The following is a 22,370-nucleotide window of genomic DNA, read 5'->3' as shown; positions in this document are numbered from 1 at the left end:
AATTTATCAATTGGTCGCATGCAATTGTAAATACTCGCCAATTAGTTTTAGAATGATTTTCACCTGTGAAAAGGATATTCAGCATGAAGCAACGCGTCTTTTTTCTTTTCTTTTTAATAAGTATTGTAAGTTTTACGGCTAATGCCGCGGGCGACTTTTTAGGAAGTTGGAATACTACTTTTGGAATTATGAAATTAGAAAGTGCTGGAGAAAATCAGCTCAAAGGCGCATATATTTTAAGTCAGCAATCGTGTCAGATTGATGGGCATCTTGAAAACAATGGCCAAAAATTTGTTTTTACTTATCGCGAGCCTCAGGCTAGTGGTGAGGGATACTTTAAACTTTCTGAAGACGGACAGAGTTTTTCAGGTTTTTGGCGTGAAAAAGGGCATAGTGATTGGCACCCCTGGAAAGGTGAGCGTTTTGCCACGAAGGAAATGAATTTTGATGGGGTTTGGAAAACAGATTATGGTGCGATGCGTTTAATCCAAAAAGATAATCAAATTGATGGCGTCTATGATCCATCAATGAATTCAACGATTCATGGCACTTTAGAAAATAATCGGTTTAATTTTACCTATAAAGAACCAAATGCCGAGGGAGAGGGATGGTTCCAATTAAATGAGGCCGGTAATGGTTTTAAAGGGAAATGGCGTGCGAAAGGCAATACAGAATGGACTGATTGGCAAGGATCAAGAGTGCTTCCAATGCCTGGGATCAAATGGTTGGTCATTGTTGAAGCGCGTTGGGAGACTGCACTTGAACAACAAGAGTTTTCCTTTGGCGACATGCTTAAAAGCTTTTTCGCAAGAATATCTAATGTACAAGTTCGTCATCGATATTTTACGGGTGAAAAAAGTTTCACTAAATGGGTGCAACAAATTGCGTATCTTCCTGAACCTGTGGTTTTATCAGTAGCATCGCATGGAAGTGTTGATGGAATCACTGTCGGTGACGAAACCATTAGCGGCGAAAAAATAAGCCAGGCTCTAAGCTATGCTGTAAATTTAGAACTGTTACATTTTTCAGCCTGTTTAATGATGAAAGAAAGTGTTCCTAAAGTAATTCATGAACATATGTCACAAAACGTACAATTTCCAATTTCAGGATATACAACTGCTGTTGACTGGTCGATGAGCGCAATTATCGAATTTCTCTATTTTGACATGATTCTTTCAAGAGGAATGACACCTAAAGTAGCCGCAAACAATCTTTTAAAGGTTATCCCCTTAGCGGGCAATACTGCTTTTGAGAATGCGCCATTTGAAGCAGCAGGTTTTGTGCTCTTAGAACCTAAATGAATTAGCCTTGGCTGGGTTTAACCGCTCAGCCAGTCCATTTTTTTATCTACCCAAAACTGTATGAGATGTAATACCTTGCTCGAGTCGTGTGTATGGTAGTGACTTTTTTATTTGTCACATGCTACTCTCTCATTCCAAATGAACTGGTCTATAAAAGGATATTAACATGCTGCAATCAAGAAAATTATTGCTCGGCCTTATCCTTTTGTTCTCAGGACTGATTAATGCTTCCCCTGATTTTGGTCCTGTAGACATGGGCGAATTTTATAACACTCTGCCTAATGTCCCTTCCGAAGGCAGGTTAGGTTCGTTGATCAAATATGAATCTATAGCGACTACTTTTCCTGGTATTCAGGCTTGGAAAATAGCCTATCTCTCTTCCGATGTGAATGGAAATAAAACACTAGCCACAGGTATTTTGGTGGCTCCTTTATCTGATTCTCAAAAGCCGCGCCCGGTTATGGCTTGGGCTCATGGTACAACAGGAACCGCTCAAAATTGCGGTCCATCACAAGTATTGAATCCAGCTCAGCCATTGAATCAATATTTCTTAATGAATGGTACTTCCTGGACAGATTTCGGTTTGCCCGCGATGAATGCATTCATTAAAGCAGGTTATGTGATTGTAGCGACGGATTATCAAGGACTGGGTGGCGGAGGCAAGCATCAATATGCCGTTGCAACAACCCAAGCCCAGGACGTCATTAACTCTATCAGAGCAGCCACCCAGCTTAAGGAAGCTCATGCGGGTAATAGAGCTATAGTGTACGGATGGTCTCAAGGTGGCGGAGCAACTCTTGCGGTAGGAGGCATGCAGCATTATCTTAAAATTAAAAACTCCGTGAATAATCAGATTAAAATTCTCGGCTTTGTTGCTATGGCACCTTACGATATCGCTGCGACTTTTCCTGCTCAGATTAAAACAGAGCAAGAGGCCTTAGGGCATTTAAAGAATATCAGTAAGTTATTTGGCACCAATGTGTTTAATTTTACTCATTATGCGCAAAATCTTTGGGGACTGGTTGCGGCATTTCCTGAGCTGAAACTGAGCGATATTCTGACTGATGAGGGGGCTGATGTCGTAAATAAACTGATGGCAAGAAAATGCATGCACGGCGCTTCCGATACGTTGAGTTTTAATTATGGGGATAGATATCAGAACTTTTTACGTTCAGATATCAAGAATGCTAATTCATGGGTAAAAGCAAACATAAAGGGTAGTGTAAACCCTATCGCCCCACTTGCCCCGGTAATCATTTATTGGGGAACAAATGATACAACCGTACCTCCCATTATGGGATCGCTTTATTTTAAGCAAATGTGCAAAATAGGTGGTCAAGTTATAAGGGTACAACTCCCTGGAAATCAAAACCACTTTACCACTCCAGCAAGTGCGGAACCTTTATATGTCCCTTGGGTTGCTGATCGTTTTGCAGAAAAGCCTGTCGAACATGTATGTACTGAGATAAAGGCGTGAGCATCGATCTAATGCCTAAAAGAGCAATTGTAAAAAATAAATCAGAAAATTATAGCCATCCTGAATTATATACAATGATTACCATTGATTGCTTTACGGGGCGAACCATTGAAACCAAACGCTATCACTACTGTTGAATTACAGAAAACTTAGAACAATGTGGTATACCTAAAGATCATATAAAAATTCTTTTGAGAGAAAGCAGCCGAGAAAATTGGGGAATTCTTGGTGGTCTCTCAGGCTGTGATGTTGATGTAGGTTATAAAGTTGAAGTTTAAAGTGTGGGTTGGTTATTGGCTCGGTAAGTCAAGAGGCTGGACAGCGCTTAGAATGTATTTATTCCATACAATATTAGGGAGAATATAATGAGATTTAATGGAAAAACTGTACTGGTTACTGGTGGAAGTAGTGGAATTGGTTTTGCTGCCGCAAAACGAGTTACTGATGAAGGTGGACGAGTGATTATCACTGGCCGCAATCAAACGAATCTGGATGCTGCTGTAAAAAAACTTGGAAAAATGGCGCAGTTCATTGTTTCTGATGCCAGTAGTATGCGTGATATTGATGCCTTGTTCTCTTTTATTAAAAAAGATGTTGGTCTCATTGATGGACTTTTTGCCAATGCAGGCACGGTAATCTTTGAACCGGTAGAAGAAGTAACAGAAGAGCATTTCGATAGACTGATGAATATGAACGTCAAAAGTGTCTTCTTTACCCTCCAAAAAGCAATTCCACATTTGGCGGATGGTGCCTCCATTGTGGTTAATGCCTCGGTTGCTGGGAGTACAGGTCGTCCTACCTCTTCGGTTTACAGTGCGACCAAAGCGGCAGTGCGATCTATGGCTCGCACTTTTGCTGCTAGTCTTGTGGCGCGAAAAATTCGTGTCAATGCAGTCAGCCCAGGGCCAATAGATACACCACTATGGTTCGTAGAAGGAGGATTGCCTGCAAATCAGGTGAATAAGGTTTTGGAGGATATCAAGGCATCCAATCCTATGAAGCGCTTCGGATCTGCAGAAGAGGTTGCCGCGGCTGTCGCTTTCTTGCTTGCATCGGAATCATCTTATATCACAGGAAGTGAGCTCTTCGTCGATGGTGGAGTTACTCAATTATAGAGCCTTTGTACCACAGTCATTCAGTTAAAGCGCTTATTGTTTTCGCGAAGAAAGGGGAGCTTCTCATTTCTATGCCACATTTCTGAAATGGATTCTTCGCGAGGATGATTTTATTTTTAACTTTGGTTTTCAAGAGCCTGAATTTAAATATAAAATCAGACCACATAAGAAATATGTGTCACTGTTAAATTATATTCCTCATCACCAACGCGTAAGGTCCTACTATCTCCAACTCTAGCTTTCAATAATGTTTTCGCCAAGGGTGAAACCCAGCTTATTTTTCCTGCATTAATATCAGCTTCATCCAGGCCTACAATTTTGACAGAATGGGATTCACCATTTTCATTGATGTATTCGACAGTGGCACCAAAAAAAACTTGCGTAAGACCCACTTGGAGTTTAGGGTCTACTATTTGAGCACTTTCCAGTCGTTTTGTTAAATAACGAATGCGTCTGTCAATTTCACGTAAGCGTTTTTTTCCATAAATATAATCCCCATTTTCTGAGCGATCACCATTACTCGCTGCCCAACTTACTACTTTCACAATTTCAGGTCGCTCATGACTCACTAAATTTCGTAATTCAGTTTGCAGCATTGTAAAACCAATGGGAGTCATATAATTTTTGATACTTGGTAACTTTAAGTCTGGGCGCTCTGGCTCCGTATACTCATCATCTTCTTTAGTAAAAGCCTTACTCACTACAAACTCCTATAATAGTAATCTGTTACTCTAAATTATATTACTCATTATAAAGCAGCCAGGATGAGTTAATGAAGTCAGTTTGAGATTTTTAGCAAATTGCTTTATTAAAAAGTCATTACTGTAGCCTGTTTGCTTACAACCAGGACTTTCTGGAGAGTTTCTGTGAGTTCCTGGCTGCAAGCAGCCAGACTACGCATGGCTAATTATGCCCAAAAACACAAGAGTTAGAACCACAGATTGGATTACACTCTTCCTGTTGTTTAGAATAGAGGCATTTTTAATTTTTTGGATATAGATTATGTTTGCTGTTATTTATCGAGGTTATATACCCTCTGAAAATGAAGAAGAGTATAAAAAACTATGGAAAGTTATCGCAAGTTACTTCATTGAAAAGAGAGGGGCAATGGGATCTCGTTTACATAAAACTCATGATGGAGCTTTTCTGGCTTATTCGTGTTGGCCGGATAAGAAAACTCGTGATGAATCTTGGCCAGGAGAAGATGCTCCAAACGAAATCCTGCCAGCAGAAATAAAGGAAGCTATTATTCAAATTAGATCTCTTTCAGCACAGCCATTTGAAGAAATTCACTTGGATGTTCTGGAGGATAGGCTATTTACTAAATACTGAAATATCCTAATACATGATGATTTTCTGACTTGAACGTGGTGACTCAATAAGGTTATATTTGCATTTTCTTTATAAGTCCTGCTTCCTGAGCGTTAAGTTTTTCTAGGCAAGATAAGGCTAAAACTCGCTCCATGTAATATGCTGGAATCATTTATTGAGAGAATCCCCTCATGTAATTTTATTATTGATTTCGTGATCGATAAACCCAACCCAATATGTTTTCCTGTTGTGTCACTAGAATTTAATGTGGTAAAGGGTTCCACTATTTTTACTCTATCACCTTCAGGCACACCAGGACCATCATCATCTATGCGAATAATCGCGGATTTATTTTGATACTCCAAGCTTATTAGCACCTCGTTATGGGCGTATTTAAGCGCGTTACTAATAAGATTGTTTACAGCAAAATATAAAATTTTTGGATCAAAAAATATCAATTCATTATCACTTTGTTGGTAATTAAATAACACTTTTATTTCATAGGACTGATGTGCTTTTACTAAATGTTCAAGCCACTTGCGTAGATTAAGTAGTTCCTTATTGATTTTAAGTTCATGTGTAGTACTTTGTGAGTAGAGTAAAAAAGTGTGAATTAACTGATTCAATTCTTGGATGTCTTCTTGGATGCTTTCAAAATGTTCTTGCTCTTTACTTGACTGGGTTTTAAGTTTTTTTAAAGAATCTAGTGCCAGCTGTATGGTATATAAAGGAGTGCGGACTTCGTGTGCGACAAATCGTGCCATATTTTGTTGTGACTGCATCAGTTTATTTATTTTATTACCCATAGCAACAACATTTTCATAGACGCCTCTTAAAGTTGAAAAGCGATTTAGATTCACATCATAGTTAAAATGCCCCTGACTGTACTCTTGAGTTAATTTGTATATTTTTAAGCTATTTCTGCTGAATAGCCACGTGAGAATGGCCACAGTAAAAACAGCTAAAAAAGTCATTGTGAGGACAAAGTAGATTTGAATTTTTGACAATCGAAGTGAAAAATAGGGATAGTTTAGAGGGCCAACACTTATTATTTTGTCGCTATTAGGAATTATAAAATAAATAGTTGTTATCGGTTTCTCATTCGCCGGATTCTCATAACCAATACCCTCATTTATTAATTCATTTTTTGCTTTTTGAGAAATATTTTTGTTATTAATTGATAAAAGTTTTAAGGGAATCTGATATTGACGTTGGAGCTTTTCTAATACGCCACTCCATTGGTTCATTGGGATACTATTTAACCTATTTAAAATGATCGCTCTCATCAAATAGGTTGAGTTGGAAATAATCTCATTCATCGTTGTGCCTACTTGGATTTTCAAAACAGAAGAGCTCTTATCAATCAATTTGTAGGCATAGGCATCATGGAGGCTATAAGTTAAAAACATAAGGTTTTTTTTATCTTTATAAACGATATGACCTGCACGCAATTGTTCTTTTTCTTTATCAGTAAAGGGCAGTGAATTCATCTCAATAACTTGCGCGACATGGCTGTTTAGCGGAAATAATTTCTTAAATTCACCATGAGAACCTTGTGATTTGTTTGACTTTAGTACTATTTGCTCGAGTACTGAAAAATTGCCTATTTCTAAAATGTCATGAACTTTTTGAGAGCTTATTCGTATTGAGTATGTAAAGGATAGATAAAACGCAAACAGGATAAAAAAGAGTATTAATAAAGAGGAGAAGATTGTTTTTAGGTATAATTTTATCATTTATCTTTCCATGAGTCCGATAAAAGTAGATATCCTTTTCCATAAATAGTTTTAATTCGATAAGGATTCTCAATGTTATCACCTAACATCTTCCTTAATCTTGATATCTTAAGGTCGATACTTCTGTCTACACCATCATATTCTCTGCCACGTAATGCATAAACAATATTATCCCTACTCAAAACAGTATCAGCATTCTTTGCGAGTAGTGTGAGTAGTTCATATTCAGTTGGACTCAAATCAATTAGTTTTCCAGCATAACTTACATTTCTTTTTATTAGGTCAATTATTAAATTATCAAATTGAATTTTTTGAGGCTCTACGGTTAGTTTCGGCCTCCTTAAGAGTGCTGCAATTCGTGCTTTTAATACTTCTTCTTTAACTGGTTTGGTTACATAGTCATCTGCGCCAAGTTTAAGGCTAGTTACCTCGTTTTGCTCACTGTTTAAGGCAGTTAACATTAAAATTTTACCACGATACTCATCGCGTACGGTCTCACAAATCTGCTCACCATTCATCCCAGGCAACATGATATCAAGAATCACTAAATCGGGCTGTTCTCTAATAATGCGATAGGCGGCGCTATCTCCTCGAGACTCTGTAGCAACATGATATCCTTCATCAGTAAGCATTTTTTTTAAATACTTGACTAATTTGGAGTTATCTTCAACCAACAATATATTTATGTTCATCGTTTATATTTCTATGCGGTTTAATATTAGTGTAGTCATGTTGGTCTAGAATTCCCAAATACTAGGTATACGTCTTATAAAAACCACAAGCCAAATAAAAATCAGTTAAAAAGTGTTGAGAGATAGAGCCGTTCGTAATTCCCCTACTCCTGTCTAAGTATATCCAATTGATACAAAGATTATACAATTAGCGATTTGTGTTTCGGTATAATGGATTTATAAGTCGAAGGAGAACAGCATGAAAGCAAAAATTATCAAATTAATGGCATCATTTAGAGAGGATTTAAGTAGGACTAACAGCACCGAGTCTGAGGTGGAACGGATTAGGAAGACAGCCAATATAGAACAAGTAAGTGTGGCCACAGTGGTGGGTAATAGCATTCCTGAAACCCATGGTTATGGACCCGTGAATAAAGATACAGTTTTTGGCGCTGCATCACTGAGTAAGCCAGTATTTACTTATCTGGTATTAAAGCTTGCAGAAGCAGGCAAACTCTCCTTGGATATGAAGAGGCTTAATGACATTTTGCCCTTTAAGGACTTTTGTCAACAACATGGTTTTGCATGGAAAAATGATGAAGAAATCAATGAAGCAGATATGGCGCGCATTAATGCATTTACCCCGGCTATGATTCTTGCTCATAAAACGGGATTTGATTTAAATCGAAAAAATGAAGTGAATCATCAGTTTGAGCCTGGCCAAGAATATTATAGGTATTCAGGATTACCTTTGTTTTATTTGCAGAAAGTGATTGAAAAACTTCACGAGCCCAAACTTGCTTTAATGCCGGATAATGATTTTTTTGAGGAAAATAAACTGTATGTTTCAATCAATCCTCCAAATCTAAGATATACAATTTTTGATAATACGGGGATAGGAACATCCAGTACCATAGACTTAAACGCACTTAATTGTAATTTACAAAAGCTTACTGATGTCCAGGAGCTTAATCCCTATTTACCCAAAATTCTTGAAGAAGTAGCAAAACGTGGTCATACCGCAAACCTTGATGTGCTTGCTAAGAAATATGTGTTTAACCCTTTACATATGAACCACAGCAGTTTTGGAAAAAAACCCTGTGCAGCAAATACATTAACCACAACCGCGGAAGATTATGCACTATTTGTGCAAGCTTGGATGAATGATGAAACATTGCAATATGCTTTTAATCCCCAAATTCTTATGACGCAGGATCCTTGGGCGAAAGAAACAGTGTCAGATCACCAGGATTTAAAATATGTAGCTGAATGTTTGGGCTTTCAACTGGAGGTCGATGAAAATGGCAAGCCACTTACCGCGTTTAAGACCGGTGACATGGGACCATGGCGAGGGTGGGTTGCAATCGATTTAACTGGTGATTTAAAAGAAAGGAAAGCAACAGTTTATTTTGCAAAGGGGCCAAGTGAAGGAAATGGACATATTCTTGCTGAAACACTCATCAAACCCTATTTCCAATTGGAGCATGCGATGAGGTGGTTTAAAGAGAAATATGGTTTTGCCACCGGTTGGGAAGAAAATTGGGAGGCGCTGCAAAATGTACGATGTAATCGCGGAATGCACTATCAAGAACAATCACCGAAAATATCTCAATCTCCAGAAGAAGTTACTGGCCCCATTGATAGTACAAAAAAAATGTTTCAACTGATGCCACCCAAACAAGAGTTAGCATTAAAAACGCTTCAATCTGAAGAGCAAGAAGCACGAACACATGTATCCATGCAAGAAGGTGAATCAATAAGAACTGAAGAAAGAATGCCAGAGGAGCAAACATTTCATCCGACACCATTTTCTAATTCTTATGGCTCTTACTCTTAGTATTTAATTTGCTTGTAGAGGGACAATGCAGACGCTTCCTGCACCCTCAGGTCTACTTTTGTTACTAGAGTTTAAGTAAGATGTGGCGATGGTTTCCAGCCGCCGAATAGGCTTTCTAATTGTTTGGCGACGAGAAGCGCTACATCATCCAGCCAAGGTTTAGCTATGACTTGCACACCAATGGGTAATCCTTCTTTTGACGTGCCGCAACGTACAACCACACTGGGATTTCCACCTAGGTTATAACTCATACAATAAGAAAGGTCCATAATTTCTTTCAGTGCCATACCATGTGGTTTCGCACAAGTAGCAACTACGGGACAAAGGATAATGTCATATTTTTGAAAGAAACCAAGTAGTTCGACGCGAAATTGATCCATGGCTCTGATTCTGCTGTTCATTTCAGTCACAGAGAGGTTACAGGCTTCGGCCAAGTGAAAAAATTGTTGGTACAGTGATGATATTTGTGGATTACCAAAGAGTTGTTGCGTTTCTTTATGCCCTTTAGCTCCGTCACCGCCTAAAAATGCAGCCTCCCATACTAGTGGCCAGGTTTTACTAAGACATTCGGGGCGATTTTCATCGACAATGCCAACAAAATCTTTGAGTGCAAAAGCTGCATTTTTAACCGTGTCTTGGATATCTTGTGTTGGTGTTCTATTGCCATCGTCTGTATAAAAAGCAACACGTAAATTTTTTAGTGATGCAGGGCTGGAGGAATGAAGAGGTACAGGCATAGTATGTGGATCATAACCATCAGGCCCAGCTATGATAGATAAACATAACAGCAAATCATCAACAGCGCGTGCCATAGGGCCTGTTACTACAAAATGGCTAAGTAGGCCTAAATCTAAACCAAAACCTCCTCCGGTATTGGGAACACGATATTGGCTTGGTTTTAAACCAGCCACACCGGAGAAATGAGATGGGACACGAATACTTCCTCCCCCATCAGACCCAATTCCTAATGAAGAGCATCCTGCAGCAAGCGTGGCTCCTTCACCGCCACTACTTCCACCACAGGTGCGTGAAAAATTATAAGGGTTTTTGGTTTGGCCATAGACCAGATTATCTGATTCTGGGCAGATGAGCATCTCGGGTACATTAGTCATTCCAATAATAATTGCCCCTGCATTTCGTAAACGAGAGACAGCAGTTGCTTCTTGCATCTTTTGATTTTTAAAAAAATCACGAAAACCCAAACTGCCACACGAAGTCACAAAATCATTTACAAAAAAAGCATCTTTGATGGTTACAGGTAGACCATGTAATTTGCCCAATGGCAAACCTTGAGCAATAGCTTGATCTGCTAATTTTGCTTGCTTTAATGCGTTCTCGGCGGGTAAGACTTGTTGCAGGGAATTAATAATAGGATTGATCTTATCAATTCTATCTAAATAAGCTTGCATGACTTCAACACAAGATAAGTTTTTGGATTGTATTTTTTGTAATGTCTCTGTCGCTGACATATAATAAATTTCATTCATAAAAATTTCCTTATCAAATCTTTACCATTGGGCCAGTTCCACAATAATCCCATCAGGACCTTCAATGTAAACAAGTTTGCGTTTATGAAAGCTTAAAATGTCACTTATAATTCGTACACCATTACTTTTTAGTTTTTCGATTTCGAACTCAATATCGTCAACAACAAAGCAGATATGGTTATAACCTACTTTATCGAGTCGATTGATATAGGGGTCATATTGTGGTTCTGGAGAATAAAAATGAAGTAGTTGAATTTCAAAGCGTGGATTTGAGTCTTGAAGCACAAGTGTGACATGATCTGCCTTCAAGTTTTTTATATGCATATAATTGGCAAAACGCTCACCCTCTATGATGACGGAACGTTCTTCCACAAACCCCAAGTGTGAAAAAAATTCTTTAGCAGTTAGTAAGTTGGTTACTGCGACAGTAACATGATCTATATTTTTTATCACAAAATCTTCCTGGATTAAGTGCTTATTTATTAATACAGATTATAGACTAAGATCTCTTGATGTCCTGTGAGTCGTGGAAGAGGGGTGTCTTACTTTAAATACATTTGCATGAAATATTTATAATGAAAGATAACAAAATACTCATTTTCTCTAAATGAGAAAGCTTACCTGTAGAAGCAGAATATCAGCTAAAAAGTCCAAACTGCCTGTTTCAGACTTATCCAATCCATAAACAAATAAATTACCTGTTTTGGGCATATTGGAAACATGGTTTTATTAGGTGTGATTTTTGCGAAATACCCTTAATATTTCTCTAATAATTTAAGAATAACATTGGGTCAATTGGTTTAAATTGCGGCCTAAATTCTTATGGGTAAGAAACAAAATTATGTTATTTCAGATGGATTAATAACAGTTAAAAAAGGAATGCTTCTCCTTGCCTTAGCAGAATATTTTAATCTTCAACATGACGACATTGTTGGTATTACTAATTCTAAAAAACCAGAAATTGCATTTACTAAAAAAGGCATGGATAAAATTCTGAGTAAAGGCGATGATGCTATTTTTCCCAATAAGAATACAACAAATCGCTCAATAAAAATTGCTGATATTGATGAAGTGCTGCGAGCTTTATCATCACAAGCCATTTTTAAAAAGTTCCCAATGTTTTTTTTAATCGCAGATGAAAAAAAATATGCTGATCTGAATCAAACAATTGGAGATATCGAGCTAATTGAACGTTGTGACAGCATGCAAATGATGTGGAAACAATGGGGTAATGTTGGCTTACCACATCTTATTTCTTCTCATCAAGCGTTACAACGCTTACTTGCCACAAAAATGAGTAAGCCATTGGCTAACGAATTTAATGATAAGCATATAAAAAATAATGGTCTTAGTATTGAGTATCAATGTGAAATTTATGGTAACCAACTGTATGGAGCAAAGCTATTAGATATTTGGCATGAATATTTATTAAATACGGATTCTGCAACTAAAAATCCAAATGATTTTCTGCAATGGGTTAGCGGGTTATGCCCCAAAAAATTAAGCGAATTTGATATTAATTTAAGTGAAATACCCAAAGTTAATTATATGGTTAGTCCCACACAAAGAGAGCCATGGTTATTACATTTTAAAAAAGGAAATATTGTAGAAGGTAAGAATGTTCCAAAGGGCAATACACCTGGGGAAGAACTAGAAATAATTTATGCTCTGGGTAATTCTGAAGGAGATACTATAGATTTTTTTGGTGGGCCGAAAAAAAGAGGGACTATCAATCACTCGAGCTTTTTTGGAGGTGGCCAAGTCGATGGCGCAGGACGAATTATTTTACGGTCTAAAATGAATGGTAGTACAGGTAGTATCGAATGGTTTTTTCATTCTATGGATAACAATAGCGGACATATTAAACCAGACGACCACATGACGTTAAAAATTTTAACAAGACTCGAAACACTAGGTTTAGATTTAACGGCCATTTTATGGGTATCTAAATGGGGAACCGTGGGGCAACGGGGAGAAACAGCTGCTCTCGCATTGCAACGCTTAAGAGGTAGTGTGAACCAAAGCGATTTAAGAGTCGTTAATTCAATCGATTCTTTAGATACAACCTCTAATCGTTTAGGCAAAATAGCTGAATTTGCAAACAATGGTGCAATTCAAAAATTACATCAATATTTGATAATGAGAAGCTTCAAAATTACTGTAAATGAAGCAGCTCATACTGCGTTACTCATTAAAGATGCTCTTCATAAACATGCAGATCAATTGCCCAGTGCCCCACTCACACAACAGAAAACACTAAAACAATTAGAGGAGTTAGGTGATTTGGCTGTCGGATTATTGAAAAACATAGGTATTAGGGCACCCGCATTTGAAGCTGAAGTAGCCAATATAATTGATATGTGTAGAAAAAAATCGTGTTTGCAACCAAGTCAAAGTAGTGACTCTTTCTTTGCAACGAAAGCGCCTGATATGAAAAAAGAAGAAGCAGGAAGCGATTTACAAAGCAATGCTACACCGTAAGAGCCTGATTAACCAGGCCAAATCAGGAACATTCGCTAGGGATATGTGCTTGTTCCGATATTACATCCCTCATCGCTGTAACAGCTTCAAGTAAGGTATGCGTTGATTGCTATCCTAAGAACCACTGCAGTTTGCCTCACCATCGTCGTGAGCAGTGCCTTTTAGAGTTTTTGCGCATCAAGTTCCAATTGCCTCAGGTGCAATGATTTGAATTCTATTTTGGGGAGTTGGTTTAAAAGAAGGGGGATGTTCCATTGGACGGGTCGTCAGGAGGATTGTTTGATTGTAAATATTCCTGTACCTCTGGTAATTGTTCAGCCCAATTCAAATAATCACTTAGGGAAATATATGGGCTTTTTGTAGAGCCAAATGGTTGGTTTGGATTGACCAATTCAATGGGTTTGCGCAAATCGGCCACTTTTGTGTTCTCATGAAGGACCTGCTTACTTTCCAAGAATTTGATGAGCAAATAAAATGAAAGTGAGCTTGGGCGGTAATGTCCGCTACTATTGCTAATGTGGGTAATTACTCCATTGTTGACGACCCACATCCCGGCACATCGTACACTATGACCCGCACTCAAAGACGAATGATGGAATTTACCCGCTTGATGGGGATGAGTAAGAAACTCATTTTCATTATGGCACCAAATAAATGCAGTTGAACCATAGGTCGTCCCCATTTTAAAGCTGTAATTTTTCATTTGTCTTGAATTTAATTTCTGGGTGTTTTCATCGCTATTTTTAAGCTTTGAAACCAGATAATTTTGATCCTGAATCATACTAATGGTTGCCACATGTGCTTCCTGCAAATTGTAATCAATTAAATTAATTTCATGCTTTTCCTTAGAAACCCGGTTTTGAGTGAGCACTTCATGATTTTCTAACCAGAGAAAAAATGGCGTCGAATCATTACTTTTTATCCAGTCTAAAAATGCTGAATTTAGCCCAGAATTTTTATGGGATAATTGATTCATATTAAATTCAAATTGCCGATGTATGGGATCAATTTTTTCGAGATAGGTCCCACTGAATAATTTTAATCGTGATGGGGTATTCGATTGGTTACGTACTTTTAAATGCTCAATCATCTTGTCACGATGGATATGATATGGTTTGGCACTGGCTAAGAAGGATTCGAGTTTACCGAGGTATTGTGACTTATGATGTGCTTTTTTTTGTAATGATACAATCCAATGATCAATACGGTCTTTTACTTTTTTGTGGCTTCCACTTGGTCTTTGATCGAGAGTGTCATGACGTTCTGCAATATAGCGAGCACACAGTTTGTTTATTTGCGATAAAGCTTCTTTTCGAACGAGGATGGTGTCTGCATTGTGCTTTTCCAATTGATGGTATTTTGTTAATGCATCAGTAATTTCAATAATAACTCTATTTTCTTTATCGTAATGAGAATAAAGCAAAATAGTTTGCCATTCATTAATTGAATAAATATCACGACCAGTTATCTTGGACATTGAGATGACTCACTGTTCTTGAAAAGAATTATGAGTAGATTAATTGTTAATCATTAAGGAAAAATTATGTCTAATTAGGGTTTTTGCGAAGCATGTCCTCATAGAGGATAAAAGGTGTTTCCATTAAGAAGACAAAAGATAAAGCCTTGTAGTCTTACGAGAATTCAGTTCTTATTATGGAGGGACTATTAGGGCTATTTAAATGAGTTATTCTTAAATCTACTCAATATCCAGTTTAAGGAATTCAATGGTATAGTTTTTTTCAAGAGCGGATAATGAAATCACAATTTAAGATAAATTTTACAAACAAAAATAAATTCCTTTATTCATAAAGAGTTATCTGAATTGATGACGTCTGGTCTTCTGATTACAGACAAGACGAGTCAATTCAGTGGCTTTTAAAATAGTAAAACTCACTCTTAGATGCATGCGTACTAAAATCCACGGCAGGTTTTAATCTAAAATTGCATGCTAAAAGAAGGTTTTTCATCATTGGCGTAATATTCATCATCCGCATCACTATCTGATGGCTTAGCTAAAGACGCTCTGCGGATCACTCCAGTTGCCAAATCAATTTGAGATATTTTTTCAGGACAGGCCTTTATGGAAACAATAGGCCTCTTCAGCGTTTCTTCCAGCATAAATGCGAGTAAAAATCCAGGAAGCTCCGAGTTTTCGTGCTCTTCCTCTTCTTCATTAACATAATCAGGATAAGGTCCATAAATCACAGTAATTTGAGTTGATGGACTATGCAAGTCGACATTATTCTCCTGTAAATACCTCGTTATATCTCTAAAATCTTCATTTAAAAATTCATTTATCTCTGTTGTTGCTAATTGTAAATGGCTGTCTAGAACCACGTGGTGTTCGGCATTGGTAATGATCAAGCGCGTGCAATATTCGAGAGAGCTCTCCTGAAGACTAATAGAACCATTACAATCTTTAAATATAAAAACACCCATTCCCTCTTGTTTAAGATGTGGGACTGCATTTCTCAAAACAAGTTGAGGATCCATTTTTAACTCAGGGGACACGGAATATCGATCATAAAGATTAACACACCAATCCGGATTTAGCTGATGATTGGCAATGATTTTTTGAATAAATTCTGGCCATTGTTCTTCACTTTGATAACCTGATTGAGTCATCGTGCAAACTTTCTTTAACTTACCATTACCTTCACTTTTATTTAAGGTTGATTTTCGTCCAGAAGGTTCATTTAAGTCGAATAGCCTTAACTTCTTGGTTACTGTGGCTATTTTTTTATCTAGATCATTATTTCTATTAAAAATACTGTATTTTCTTTTCATCCGAGTAGGTTCCCATTCAAAAATCAAAATGACTGTCGTTAAGTCAGGATGGAGGGGCAGCAAAGAGGGGCATGCCCCATTTGCTTTTACTCACCATTTCTTTTACAGACAAATAATTAAATTAGCGTGTAAATAAGGGCTGAGTGTGCAGCTATCGATAATTGTTTTAATTATATTATATGAACGATAGCCCTTAGGGAGCAGTTCGTTTCTTTATCTAGGATAAGGAAACGGATTGTTCCCACTTGCGAAACAGCTCAAAAAGCTTTTTGGGCTACGATTCGCAGTCGGGTTTATTTCCTCGAATTTGTCCTCTAAAAAATGGATAAACGGTTTGATGTTATCGAGTGATTTAGCAAATTCCATAGGAGTTAATCCCTCACCATTCACCGATTTTAACATGGTAGCCACTGCGGCCCTATCTTTATTTGCAAGAAAACATGCCAGTCTACAAGGCACTGCGAGTGGAGAAAGATTACTTTCTAGAGCCCATGTCATGAATAACGGTATGTAATGGAGGATCGTCTTTATTCTGGTTATCATTAAAAATACTAACCCCAATAATACTATAGGAGGACGCGGCAATACGCGGTTGCGTTTTGGCGGTCGGTATGTAATAGCTAAATAATCGTTCAGAATTAATTTGACATAAGCTTCGAAGCGATTGGGATTTATAATTGTCGTTAAAGTGATCGATACCCCCAAAAATAACCACTCCTTTCATTTCCTCTGGCGATAGTCCATCGGTAAATTTTTTTACAATAGCTTCTGAATATTCATTTCTTAACCGCACGCCAACGGATAATCCACGTGCTTCTGTAAGTTTATTTCTTACTCGGGACATCTGTCTTACAGAGGTTTGTAGTTCCTTCAATATTTTATTAAAATAGCCTGTTGGATCAACATCAAAGCTTTCGCCTGAATTATTGCCAGAAAACGTATATTCTAATTTTTTACCTGCCCCAATAAAACAAGAATCTATCATCGGTAAGTCATCGCCATAAACCGATATCTGGTGTTCTTTTGCATAACTAATAATAGAAGACCAGGGAATTTCTCTATTATCCCCTACGGTTTCCATAGTCATATGAGCAATGTAATCTTTTACCTCTTGAGGTTCCGAACCATCCAGTCTCGTGTCAGGATTAGCAAGAAATTCTTGCACCGTTGAACTACAAGCTGGAATCTCAAGGAATAATTTTGTTACATTGCCCTTGTCAATTAATTGAAACAGTTCTTTTCGAGCAGCAGATTGGTTATGACATTCACCAACACAAATAGGTCCATCAGCCAATAATGCATTTTGTTGTTCTAATCGACTATACATACATCAACTCCAAATGTAACAACACTTAACATTTAGTATAGGAGTCAATTGCGATAGGTGGTTAATATTTGATCAGTTTTGTGGGTGCCAGATTTTAGGAGAAAAAAGAATGTAGAATGGAATTTAAAAAAATTTCTTATTGGTTTTATAAAAATTACTTTTTCAAACGAATTGTTGGATAAAACAGATAGAAAAACTCTCAAGAATACCAGAGTTTAAGAGGGGATACCCTCAAGAGAACAATTCTTAAAGAACTCAAAGACTCTTTAGAAGAGGTAACGACAGAAGATGAGCTGAAAGAGATAAAAGCAAATTTCTTTAAATCTGAAGAAATGAAAATCATCGACACAGCCCAGGACCGCTCAACCTATATATTAGGAAAGCTTCGTCTAAAGCATACAGATTCCCATGTGGCGGTTGAGAAAATATTTAAAGAGGCTAAAGCAAGGATCTCAGGGCTTGGGTCTGCTCCGAGCAATAATCTTTAGCCACGAATTGAAACTACGCTCTAATTGGAGTAATTACCACCCGCTTTGGGGCTCCATTGCCAAAAACGAACAATTTGTCTATACAGTTGAGATCTAGAACTTAAGATTTTATATATTGAATCTTTTTTGCAACGGAGCCGGTTTTTGCACGCTACTATAAATTAGCTTTTGACCTGGCTTATTCATTGAATGCACCATCGTTACCTCTTGAGCGTAAGTTGGAATCCCTGTAACTTTATTTATAATAAGAAACATATCACATAATTCGAATATAGCTTGCTATTAAAACATAAGCTAACATGAGGGGATGTTCATCAAAACCAAAGAGGATGCAAAGAGGTATGCAGGACTCTGGACTTCTTTTAATCACAATGGCATTTTTATTAGGTATTCGTCATGGTTTTGATTTGGATCACCTGGCTACCATTGACGGAGTCACACGAATCGTCAGTGCCAATCGCCTGCTTGCCAAAAGTGTAGGATGTTTATTTTCTCTCGGACATGGTTTTGTAGTGATTTTAATCAGTTTAATTGTGGGTAGTGGATTTAAATTAGCTCATATTCCCCAATGGTTAGACGGAGTTGGCAACAGTATTTCTATTACTTTTTTATTGGTCTTTGGCGCATTAAATCTTTGGAATGTTTTTCAAGATCCCTCTAAATCGCCTTTGCCTACAAGTTTTAAAAACTATGTAACAAAAAGAGTAATCCAGAAAAAATTTAATCCTTTTTTTATTATTCTTATTGGTGCTCTTTTTGCTCTTTCTTTTGATACAGTAAGCCAAGTTGTTTTATTTTCTCTTTCAGCAAGAGCTATGTCTGGTTTTTTCTTTTCGGGGTTATTAGGAGTTGTCTTTATGCTGGGGATGATGATGTCTGATGGATTAAATGGATTGTTTGTTTCAGCGTTAATTCAAAGGACTGATAATATTTCTCTCATATTTTCTCGCTTTACTGGCTTATTGATTGCGCTATTTAGTCTTATTATTGCTATGATTAGTTTGAGTAAAATGCATAATTAAAAAATTTAACATTGAGTCCGTGATGCATGAATTATGGCTGTGTAAAAGTGTTCTCGAAATCATAAAGCAAAAAGTACTTGAAAAAAAATGTACGCATGTTAAAAAAATTGTTTTAGAGATGGGGAGCCTTGCTGCAATTGATAAAGCAGCTTTAATTTTTAGTTTTAATATAGTAACAGAAGGGACTTTTGCCCAAAACGCAACGCTTGAGATCATTGATATCCCAGGAGAAGCATTTTGTGAATCGTGCCAAAAATTAGGACCTGTGCAACAGTATTATGATGCATGTCAAATCTGTGGTAGTCATGCATTAAATATTACTCAAGGCGAGGAATTACGTGTTCAATCAATGGTGGTGGAATAATGTGTGGAATTTGTGGCTGCTCTGAAGAAAATCATGAGGCTCATGCGCATAGTCATGAGCACCGGCATCATGTTCATGAGGAGCATTTCGTTCATATAGAGCAAAATATTTTAGCGAAAAACCACCAATTTGCGCTTGATAATAAAAAGTACTTAAGCAATAAAAATGTGTTGGCATTAAATATCATGTCCAGTCCAGGATCAGGTAAAACGACTCTTTTGGCGAAAACAATTCTGGATTTAAAAAATGAACTTGAAATTGCTGTTGTCGTTGGGGATCAGCAAACACAGTACGATGCGGAACAGATCAAAGCCAGTGGTGGTCATGCCATACAAGTTAATACAGGAAAAGTCTGTCATTTAGATGCACATAGTGTTCGTCATGCATTAGAAGATCTTTCTTTAAAGGAAGGATCCATCGTGTTTATTGAAAATATAGGTAATCTTGTTTGTCCTGCGATGTTTGATTTAGGTGAACAATTTAAAGTAGTTATTCTTTCGGTGACTGAAGGAGATAATAAGCCACTTAAATACCCCGATATGTTTCGTTGTGCCGATTTACTGGTCATCACTAAAATGGATTTACTTCCCTATGTGAATTTTGATCCTGCGCAATGCCTCGAATACGCACGTCGAATCAATCCTAATATTGAATCCTTAATGCTTTCGACCGTTAATAAGGAAGGTCTAAATGATTGGTATGAGTGGTTAAAAAGTAAGCATATTGTAATGCCTGAGTAGAGTTAATGGAGCGATTACGAATAACCATTCAAGGGCAAGTACAAGGAGTTGGCTTTAGACCTTACGTTTACCAATTGGCAAAGCAGCTTCAATTAACAGGCTGGGTACAAAATAATGGTCTAGGAGTATTGATTGAAATCCAAGGAGTTGAAGCCCACCAATTTATTTCTCATTTAAAAGCAAATTTACCACCGCTTGCTAAGGTCCATCGTATTCAACCTGAAACGATCCCTATAAAAATCAATGAACTGTTTTTTCAAATTATTGAAAGTCAAAAAGACAAAGGAAATACAATTATTCCTCCTGATATCAGTATTTGTGCTGAGTGCTTGCAAGAACTCTTTTCCGCACAAAGTCGTTATTATCGTTATCCCTTTTTAAATTGCACCCATTGTGGCCCCAGATTTACAATTACACGCAGTCTTCCTTACGATCGTGACCAAACCTCCATGGATTTCTTCCCTTTGTGTAACGAGTGTATGGCAGATTACGCTAATCCAGAAAATCGTCGCTATCATGCGCAGCCTACTGCTTGTCGTCATTGTGGCCCCCAACTTTCGTTACCTATAGAAGAAATAGCACGATGTATTTTGCAAGGTGAAATTATTGCCTTCAAAGGACTGGGAGGTTACCAACTTATTTGTGATGCTCGAAATGAGGCCACTGTATTGAAGTTACGAGAGCGAAAAAATCGAGATGCCAAACCCTTTGCTCTGATGGTTGCTAACACTTTAAGTGCTAAACGCTTTGTAAAAATCAGTAAACAAGAGCAAAACTTATTGGAAAATGCTGCACGCCCAATTGTTTTATTAAGGAAGGAAGATGGATTGATTTGTAATGCATTAGCCCCAGGTTTAAACAAACTGGGAATAATGCTTCCTTATACGCCATTACATTATTTACTGTTTAATGCTTTTGCAGGGAATATAAACGGTTGTGACTGGTTAAATGAATTTCAATCCATGATCTTAGTAGTAACCAGTGCAAATATAGGCGGTGAACCGCTTATTATTGAAGATGATTCAGCAAAGCATGAGTTGAAAGAAATAGCAGATAAAATTGTTTCCTATAATCGCCAAATCCTCACTCGCGTAGATGACTCAGTGATGCACTTGGTCAATCATACCCCTATGCTTATTCGCCGATCTCGTGGATTTGTACCAACCCCAATAGAACTACCTTATGCAATTCCCTCAACGCTGGCAGTAGGTGGTCATCTAAAAAACACGTTTTGTATTACTCGTGGTCAAGAAGCATTTGTTTCGCAACATATTGGTAGTTTAAACAATAAGGCAACCATTGAATTTTTTCACGAATCATTAAACCATTTGCTTGATTTCTTAAGCATAAAGCCAGAGCGAATTGCTCATGATTTACACCCTGATTTTTACACCACACGCTTTGCAAAAGACTATGGACTACCTACTTTTGCAATACAACATCACCATGCTCATTTGGCCTCAGTTGTAGCAGAACATGGCATTCAAAAACGTGTTTTAGGTTTAGCTCTTGATGGATATGGATATGGTATCCATGGTGAGGCTTGGGGCGGGGAGCTTTTTATATTAGAGCATTCGACTTGTACTCGGATTGGATCTTTTTTCCCTCTGTTACAACCTGGAGGAGAAATTGCAGTACGCGAACCTTGGAGGATGGCAGCAAGTATGTTGTACCATTTGGGCCGAGGCAAGGAAATTGCAACACGTTTTGCAGATTATCCACAAGCGAACGCAATACATCAACTGTTGAACAAGAAAATAAATAGTCCTAGCACGAGTAGTTGTGGTCGTTTATTTGATGCAGCAAGTGCTTTATTGGGAATTCAATTGATATCACACTATGAAGGTCAGGCAGCTCAGAGTTTAGAAAGTCAGGTCACTCAATTACAAATAATCCCCAATGGGTGGCGAATTAAGGACAATCATTTTAACCTGTTACCCTCTTTTGAATTGTTAGCAAATAAAACTTCTCCAATTGAAGGAGCTAATCTTTTTCACGGTACACTCATTGCTGGGCTTAGCACATGGATTCAGGGGATATGTCGAGAAAGAGCAATGGATATGGTAGTATTAAGTGGAGGTTGCTTTTTGAATCAAATATTATCGGAAGGATTAACTAAGGCTTTGAACGAGGTTGGTATCAAATCCTTTTTACCACGCGTTCTTCCACCAAATGATGGAGGCATTTCCCTGGGACAAGCCTGGGTTGCCGGAATAAAAGGATAAT

18 protein-coding genes and 1 pseudogene are annotated in these 22,370 nt (G+C 37.6%); 11 read left to right on the top strand and 8 right to left on the bottom strand.

Annotated elements, in window-relative coordinates:
• Positions 1–83 precede the first annotated feature (83 nt).
• The 3 genes from Lste_RS09360 (at position 84) to Lste_RS09350 (ending at position 3,893) form a co-directional block, all read left to right on the top strand.
• The gene (locus Lste_RS09360; protein WP_058510759.1) at positions 84–1,301 is read left to right on the top strand and encodes a hypothetical protein; all 1,218 of its coding nucleotides are present in this window, start codon (positions 84–86) and stop codon (positions 1,299–1,301) included.
• Between the two features lie 166 nt (positions 1,302–1,467).
• A complete protein-coding gene (locus Lste_RS09355; protein WP_083503941.1) occupies positions 1,468–2,778 on the top strand; it encodes an alpha/beta fold hydrolase in 1,311 nt (436 codons plus the stop codon).
• Positions 2,779–3,143: 365 nt separating this feature from the next.
• The gene (locus Lste_RS09350; protein WP_058510758.1) at positions 3,144–3,893 is read left to right on the top strand and encodes an SDR family oxidoreductase; all 750 of its coding nucleotides are present in this window, start codon (positions 3,144–3,146) and stop codon (positions 3,891–3,893) included.
• A gap of 155 nt (positions 3,894–4,048) precedes the next feature.
• On the opposite strand, the gene greB is transcribed toward Lste_RS09350, so the two are convergent.
• On the bottom strand, positions 4,049–4,594 hold the full coding sequence (gene greB, locus Lste_RS09345; protein WP_058510757.1) for a transcription elongation factor GreB: 546 nt from the start codon (positions 4,592–4,594) through the stop codon (positions 4,049–4,051).
• A 301-nt stretch (positions 4,595–4,895) separates the two neighbouring features.
• Here greB and Lste_RS09340 point away from each other — a divergent pair, with 301 nt between their 5' ends.
• Positions 4,896–5,225 carry a hypothetical protein gene (locus tag Lste_RS09340; protein ID WP_058510756.1) on the top strand — a complete coding sequence of 110 codons (330 nt, stop codon included), beginning with the start codon at positions 4,896–4,898 and terminating at the stop codon, positions 5,223–5,225.
• A gap of 92 nt (positions 5,226–5,317) precedes the next feature.
• On the opposite strand, the gene Lste_RS09335 is transcribed toward Lste_RS09340, so the two are convergent.
• Positions 5,318–6,940, bottom strand: a complete 1,623-nt coding sequence (locus Lste_RS09335) for an ATP-binding protein (protein WP_058510755.1) — start codon at positions 6,938–6,940, stop codon at positions 5,318–5,320.
• On the bottom strand, positions 6,937–7,632 hold the full coding sequence (locus Lste_RS09330; protein WP_058510754.1) for a response regulator: 696 nt from the start codon (positions 7,630–7,632) through the stop codon (positions 6,937–6,939). Before Lste_RS09330 ends, Lste_RS09335 begins: the two co-directional genes overlap by 4 nt.
• 238 nt (positions 7,633–7,870) lie before the next feature.
• On the opposite strand from Lste_RS09330, the gene Lste_RS09325 reads away from it, so the two are divergent.
• Entirely contained in the window at positions 7,871–9,448 is a 1,578-nt protein-coding gene (locus tag Lste_RS09325) for a serine hydrolase domain-containing protein (RefSeq protein ID WP_058510753.1), read from the top strand.
• A 71-nt stretch (positions 9,449–9,519) separates the two neighbouring features.
• Here the strand turns inward: Lste_RS09325 and Lste_RS09320 are convergent, their stop codons facing one another.
• Entirely contained in the window at positions 9,520–10,935 is a 1,416-nt protein-coding gene (locus Lste_RS09320; protein WP_058510752.1) for an amidase, read from the bottom strand.
• A 21-nt stretch (positions 10,936–10,956) separates the two neighbouring features.
• Positions 10,957–11,388, bottom strand: coding sequence for a VOC family protein (locus Lste_RS09315; protein ID WP_058510751.1), 432 nt, complete (start codon positions 11,386–11,388; stop codon positions 10,957–10,959).
• 369 nt (positions 11,389–11,757) lie between these two features.
• Between Lste_RS09315 and Lste_RS09310 the strand changes: the two genes are divergently transcribed.
• The gene (locus Lste_RS09310; protein ID WP_058510750.1) at positions 11,758–13,416 is read left to right on the top strand and encodes a hypothetical protein; all 1,659 of its coding nucleotides are present in this window, start codon (positions 11,758–11,760) and stop codon (positions 13,414–13,416) included.
• 232 nt (positions 13,417–13,648) lie between these two features.
• Here Lste_RS09310 and Lste_RS09305 read toward each other — a convergent pair whose 3' ends face one another.
• The 3 genes from Lste_RS09305 to Lste_RS09290 all read right to left on the bottom strand — a co-directional run bounded on the left by Lste_RS09305 (position 13,649) and on the right by Lste_RS09290 (position 17,530).
• Positions 13,649–14,893 carry a hypothetical protein gene (locus Lste_RS09305; protein ID WP_058510749.1) on the bottom strand — a complete coding sequence of 415 codons (1,245 nt, stop codon included), beginning with the start codon at positions 14,891–14,893 and terminating at the stop codon, positions 13,649–13,651.
• A 458-nt stretch (positions 14,894–15,351) separates the two neighbouring features.
• Entirely contained in the window at positions 15,352–16,203 is an 852-nt protein-coding gene (locus Lste_RS09300; RefSeq protein ID WP_058510748.1) for a hypothetical protein, read from the bottom strand.
• Positions 16,204–16,678: 475 nt separating this feature from the next.
• Positions 16,679–17,530, bottom strand: coding sequence for a hypothetical protein (locus Lste_RS09290; protein ID WP_058510746.1), 852 nt, complete (start codon positions 17,528–17,530; stop codon positions 16,679–16,681).
• A 206-nt stretch (positions 17,531–17,736) separates the two neighbouring features.
• Here Lste_RS09290 and Lste_RS18780 point away from each other — a divergent pair.
• The 5 genes and pseudogenes from Lste_RS18780 to hypF all read left to right on the top strand — a co-directional run.
• Positions 17,737–18,018 (top strand): annotated as a pseudogene (locus Lste_RS18780) (hypothetical protein); the annotation flags it as partial.
• A gap of 341 nt (positions 18,019–18,359) precedes the next feature.
• Positions 18,360–19,040 (top strand): HoxN/HupN/NixA family nickel/cobalt transporter, encoded by a 681-nt coding sequence (locus Lste_RS09285; RefSeq protein WP_058510745.1) that lies wholly within the window; start codon positions 18,360–18,362, stop codon positions 19,038–19,040.
• A gap of 22 nt (positions 19,041–19,062) precedes the next feature.
• Entirely contained in the window at positions 19,063–19,404 is a 342-nt protein-coding gene (hypA, locus tag Lste_RS09280; RefSeq protein ID WP_058510744.1) for a hydrogenase maturation nickel metallochaperone HypA, read from the top strand.
• A complete protein-coding gene (hypB, locus tag Lste_RS09275) occupies positions 19,404–20,144 on the top strand; it encodes a hydrogenase nickel incorporation protein HypB (RefSeq protein ID WP_058510743.1) in 741 nt (246 codons plus the stop codon). Before hypA ends, hypB begins: the two co-directional genes overlap by 1 nt.
• A gap of 5 nt (positions 20,145–20,149) precedes the next feature.
• On the top strand, positions 20,150–22,369 hold the full coding sequence (hypF, locus tag Lste_RS09270; protein WP_058510742.1) for a carbamoyltransferase HypF: 2,220 nt from the start codon (positions 20,150–20,152) through the stop codon (positions 22,367–22,369).
• Position 22,370 lies beyond the last annotated feature (1 nt).

It is taken from the genome of Legionella steelei, assembly GCF_001468005.1.
Taxonomy (GTDB): Bacteria; Pseudomonadota; Gammaproteobacteria; order Legionellales; family Legionellaceae; genus Legionella; species Legionella steelei.
Note: the sequence above shows the minus strand (reverse complement) of the source record. Positions and strands in the feature narration are given on the sequence as shown.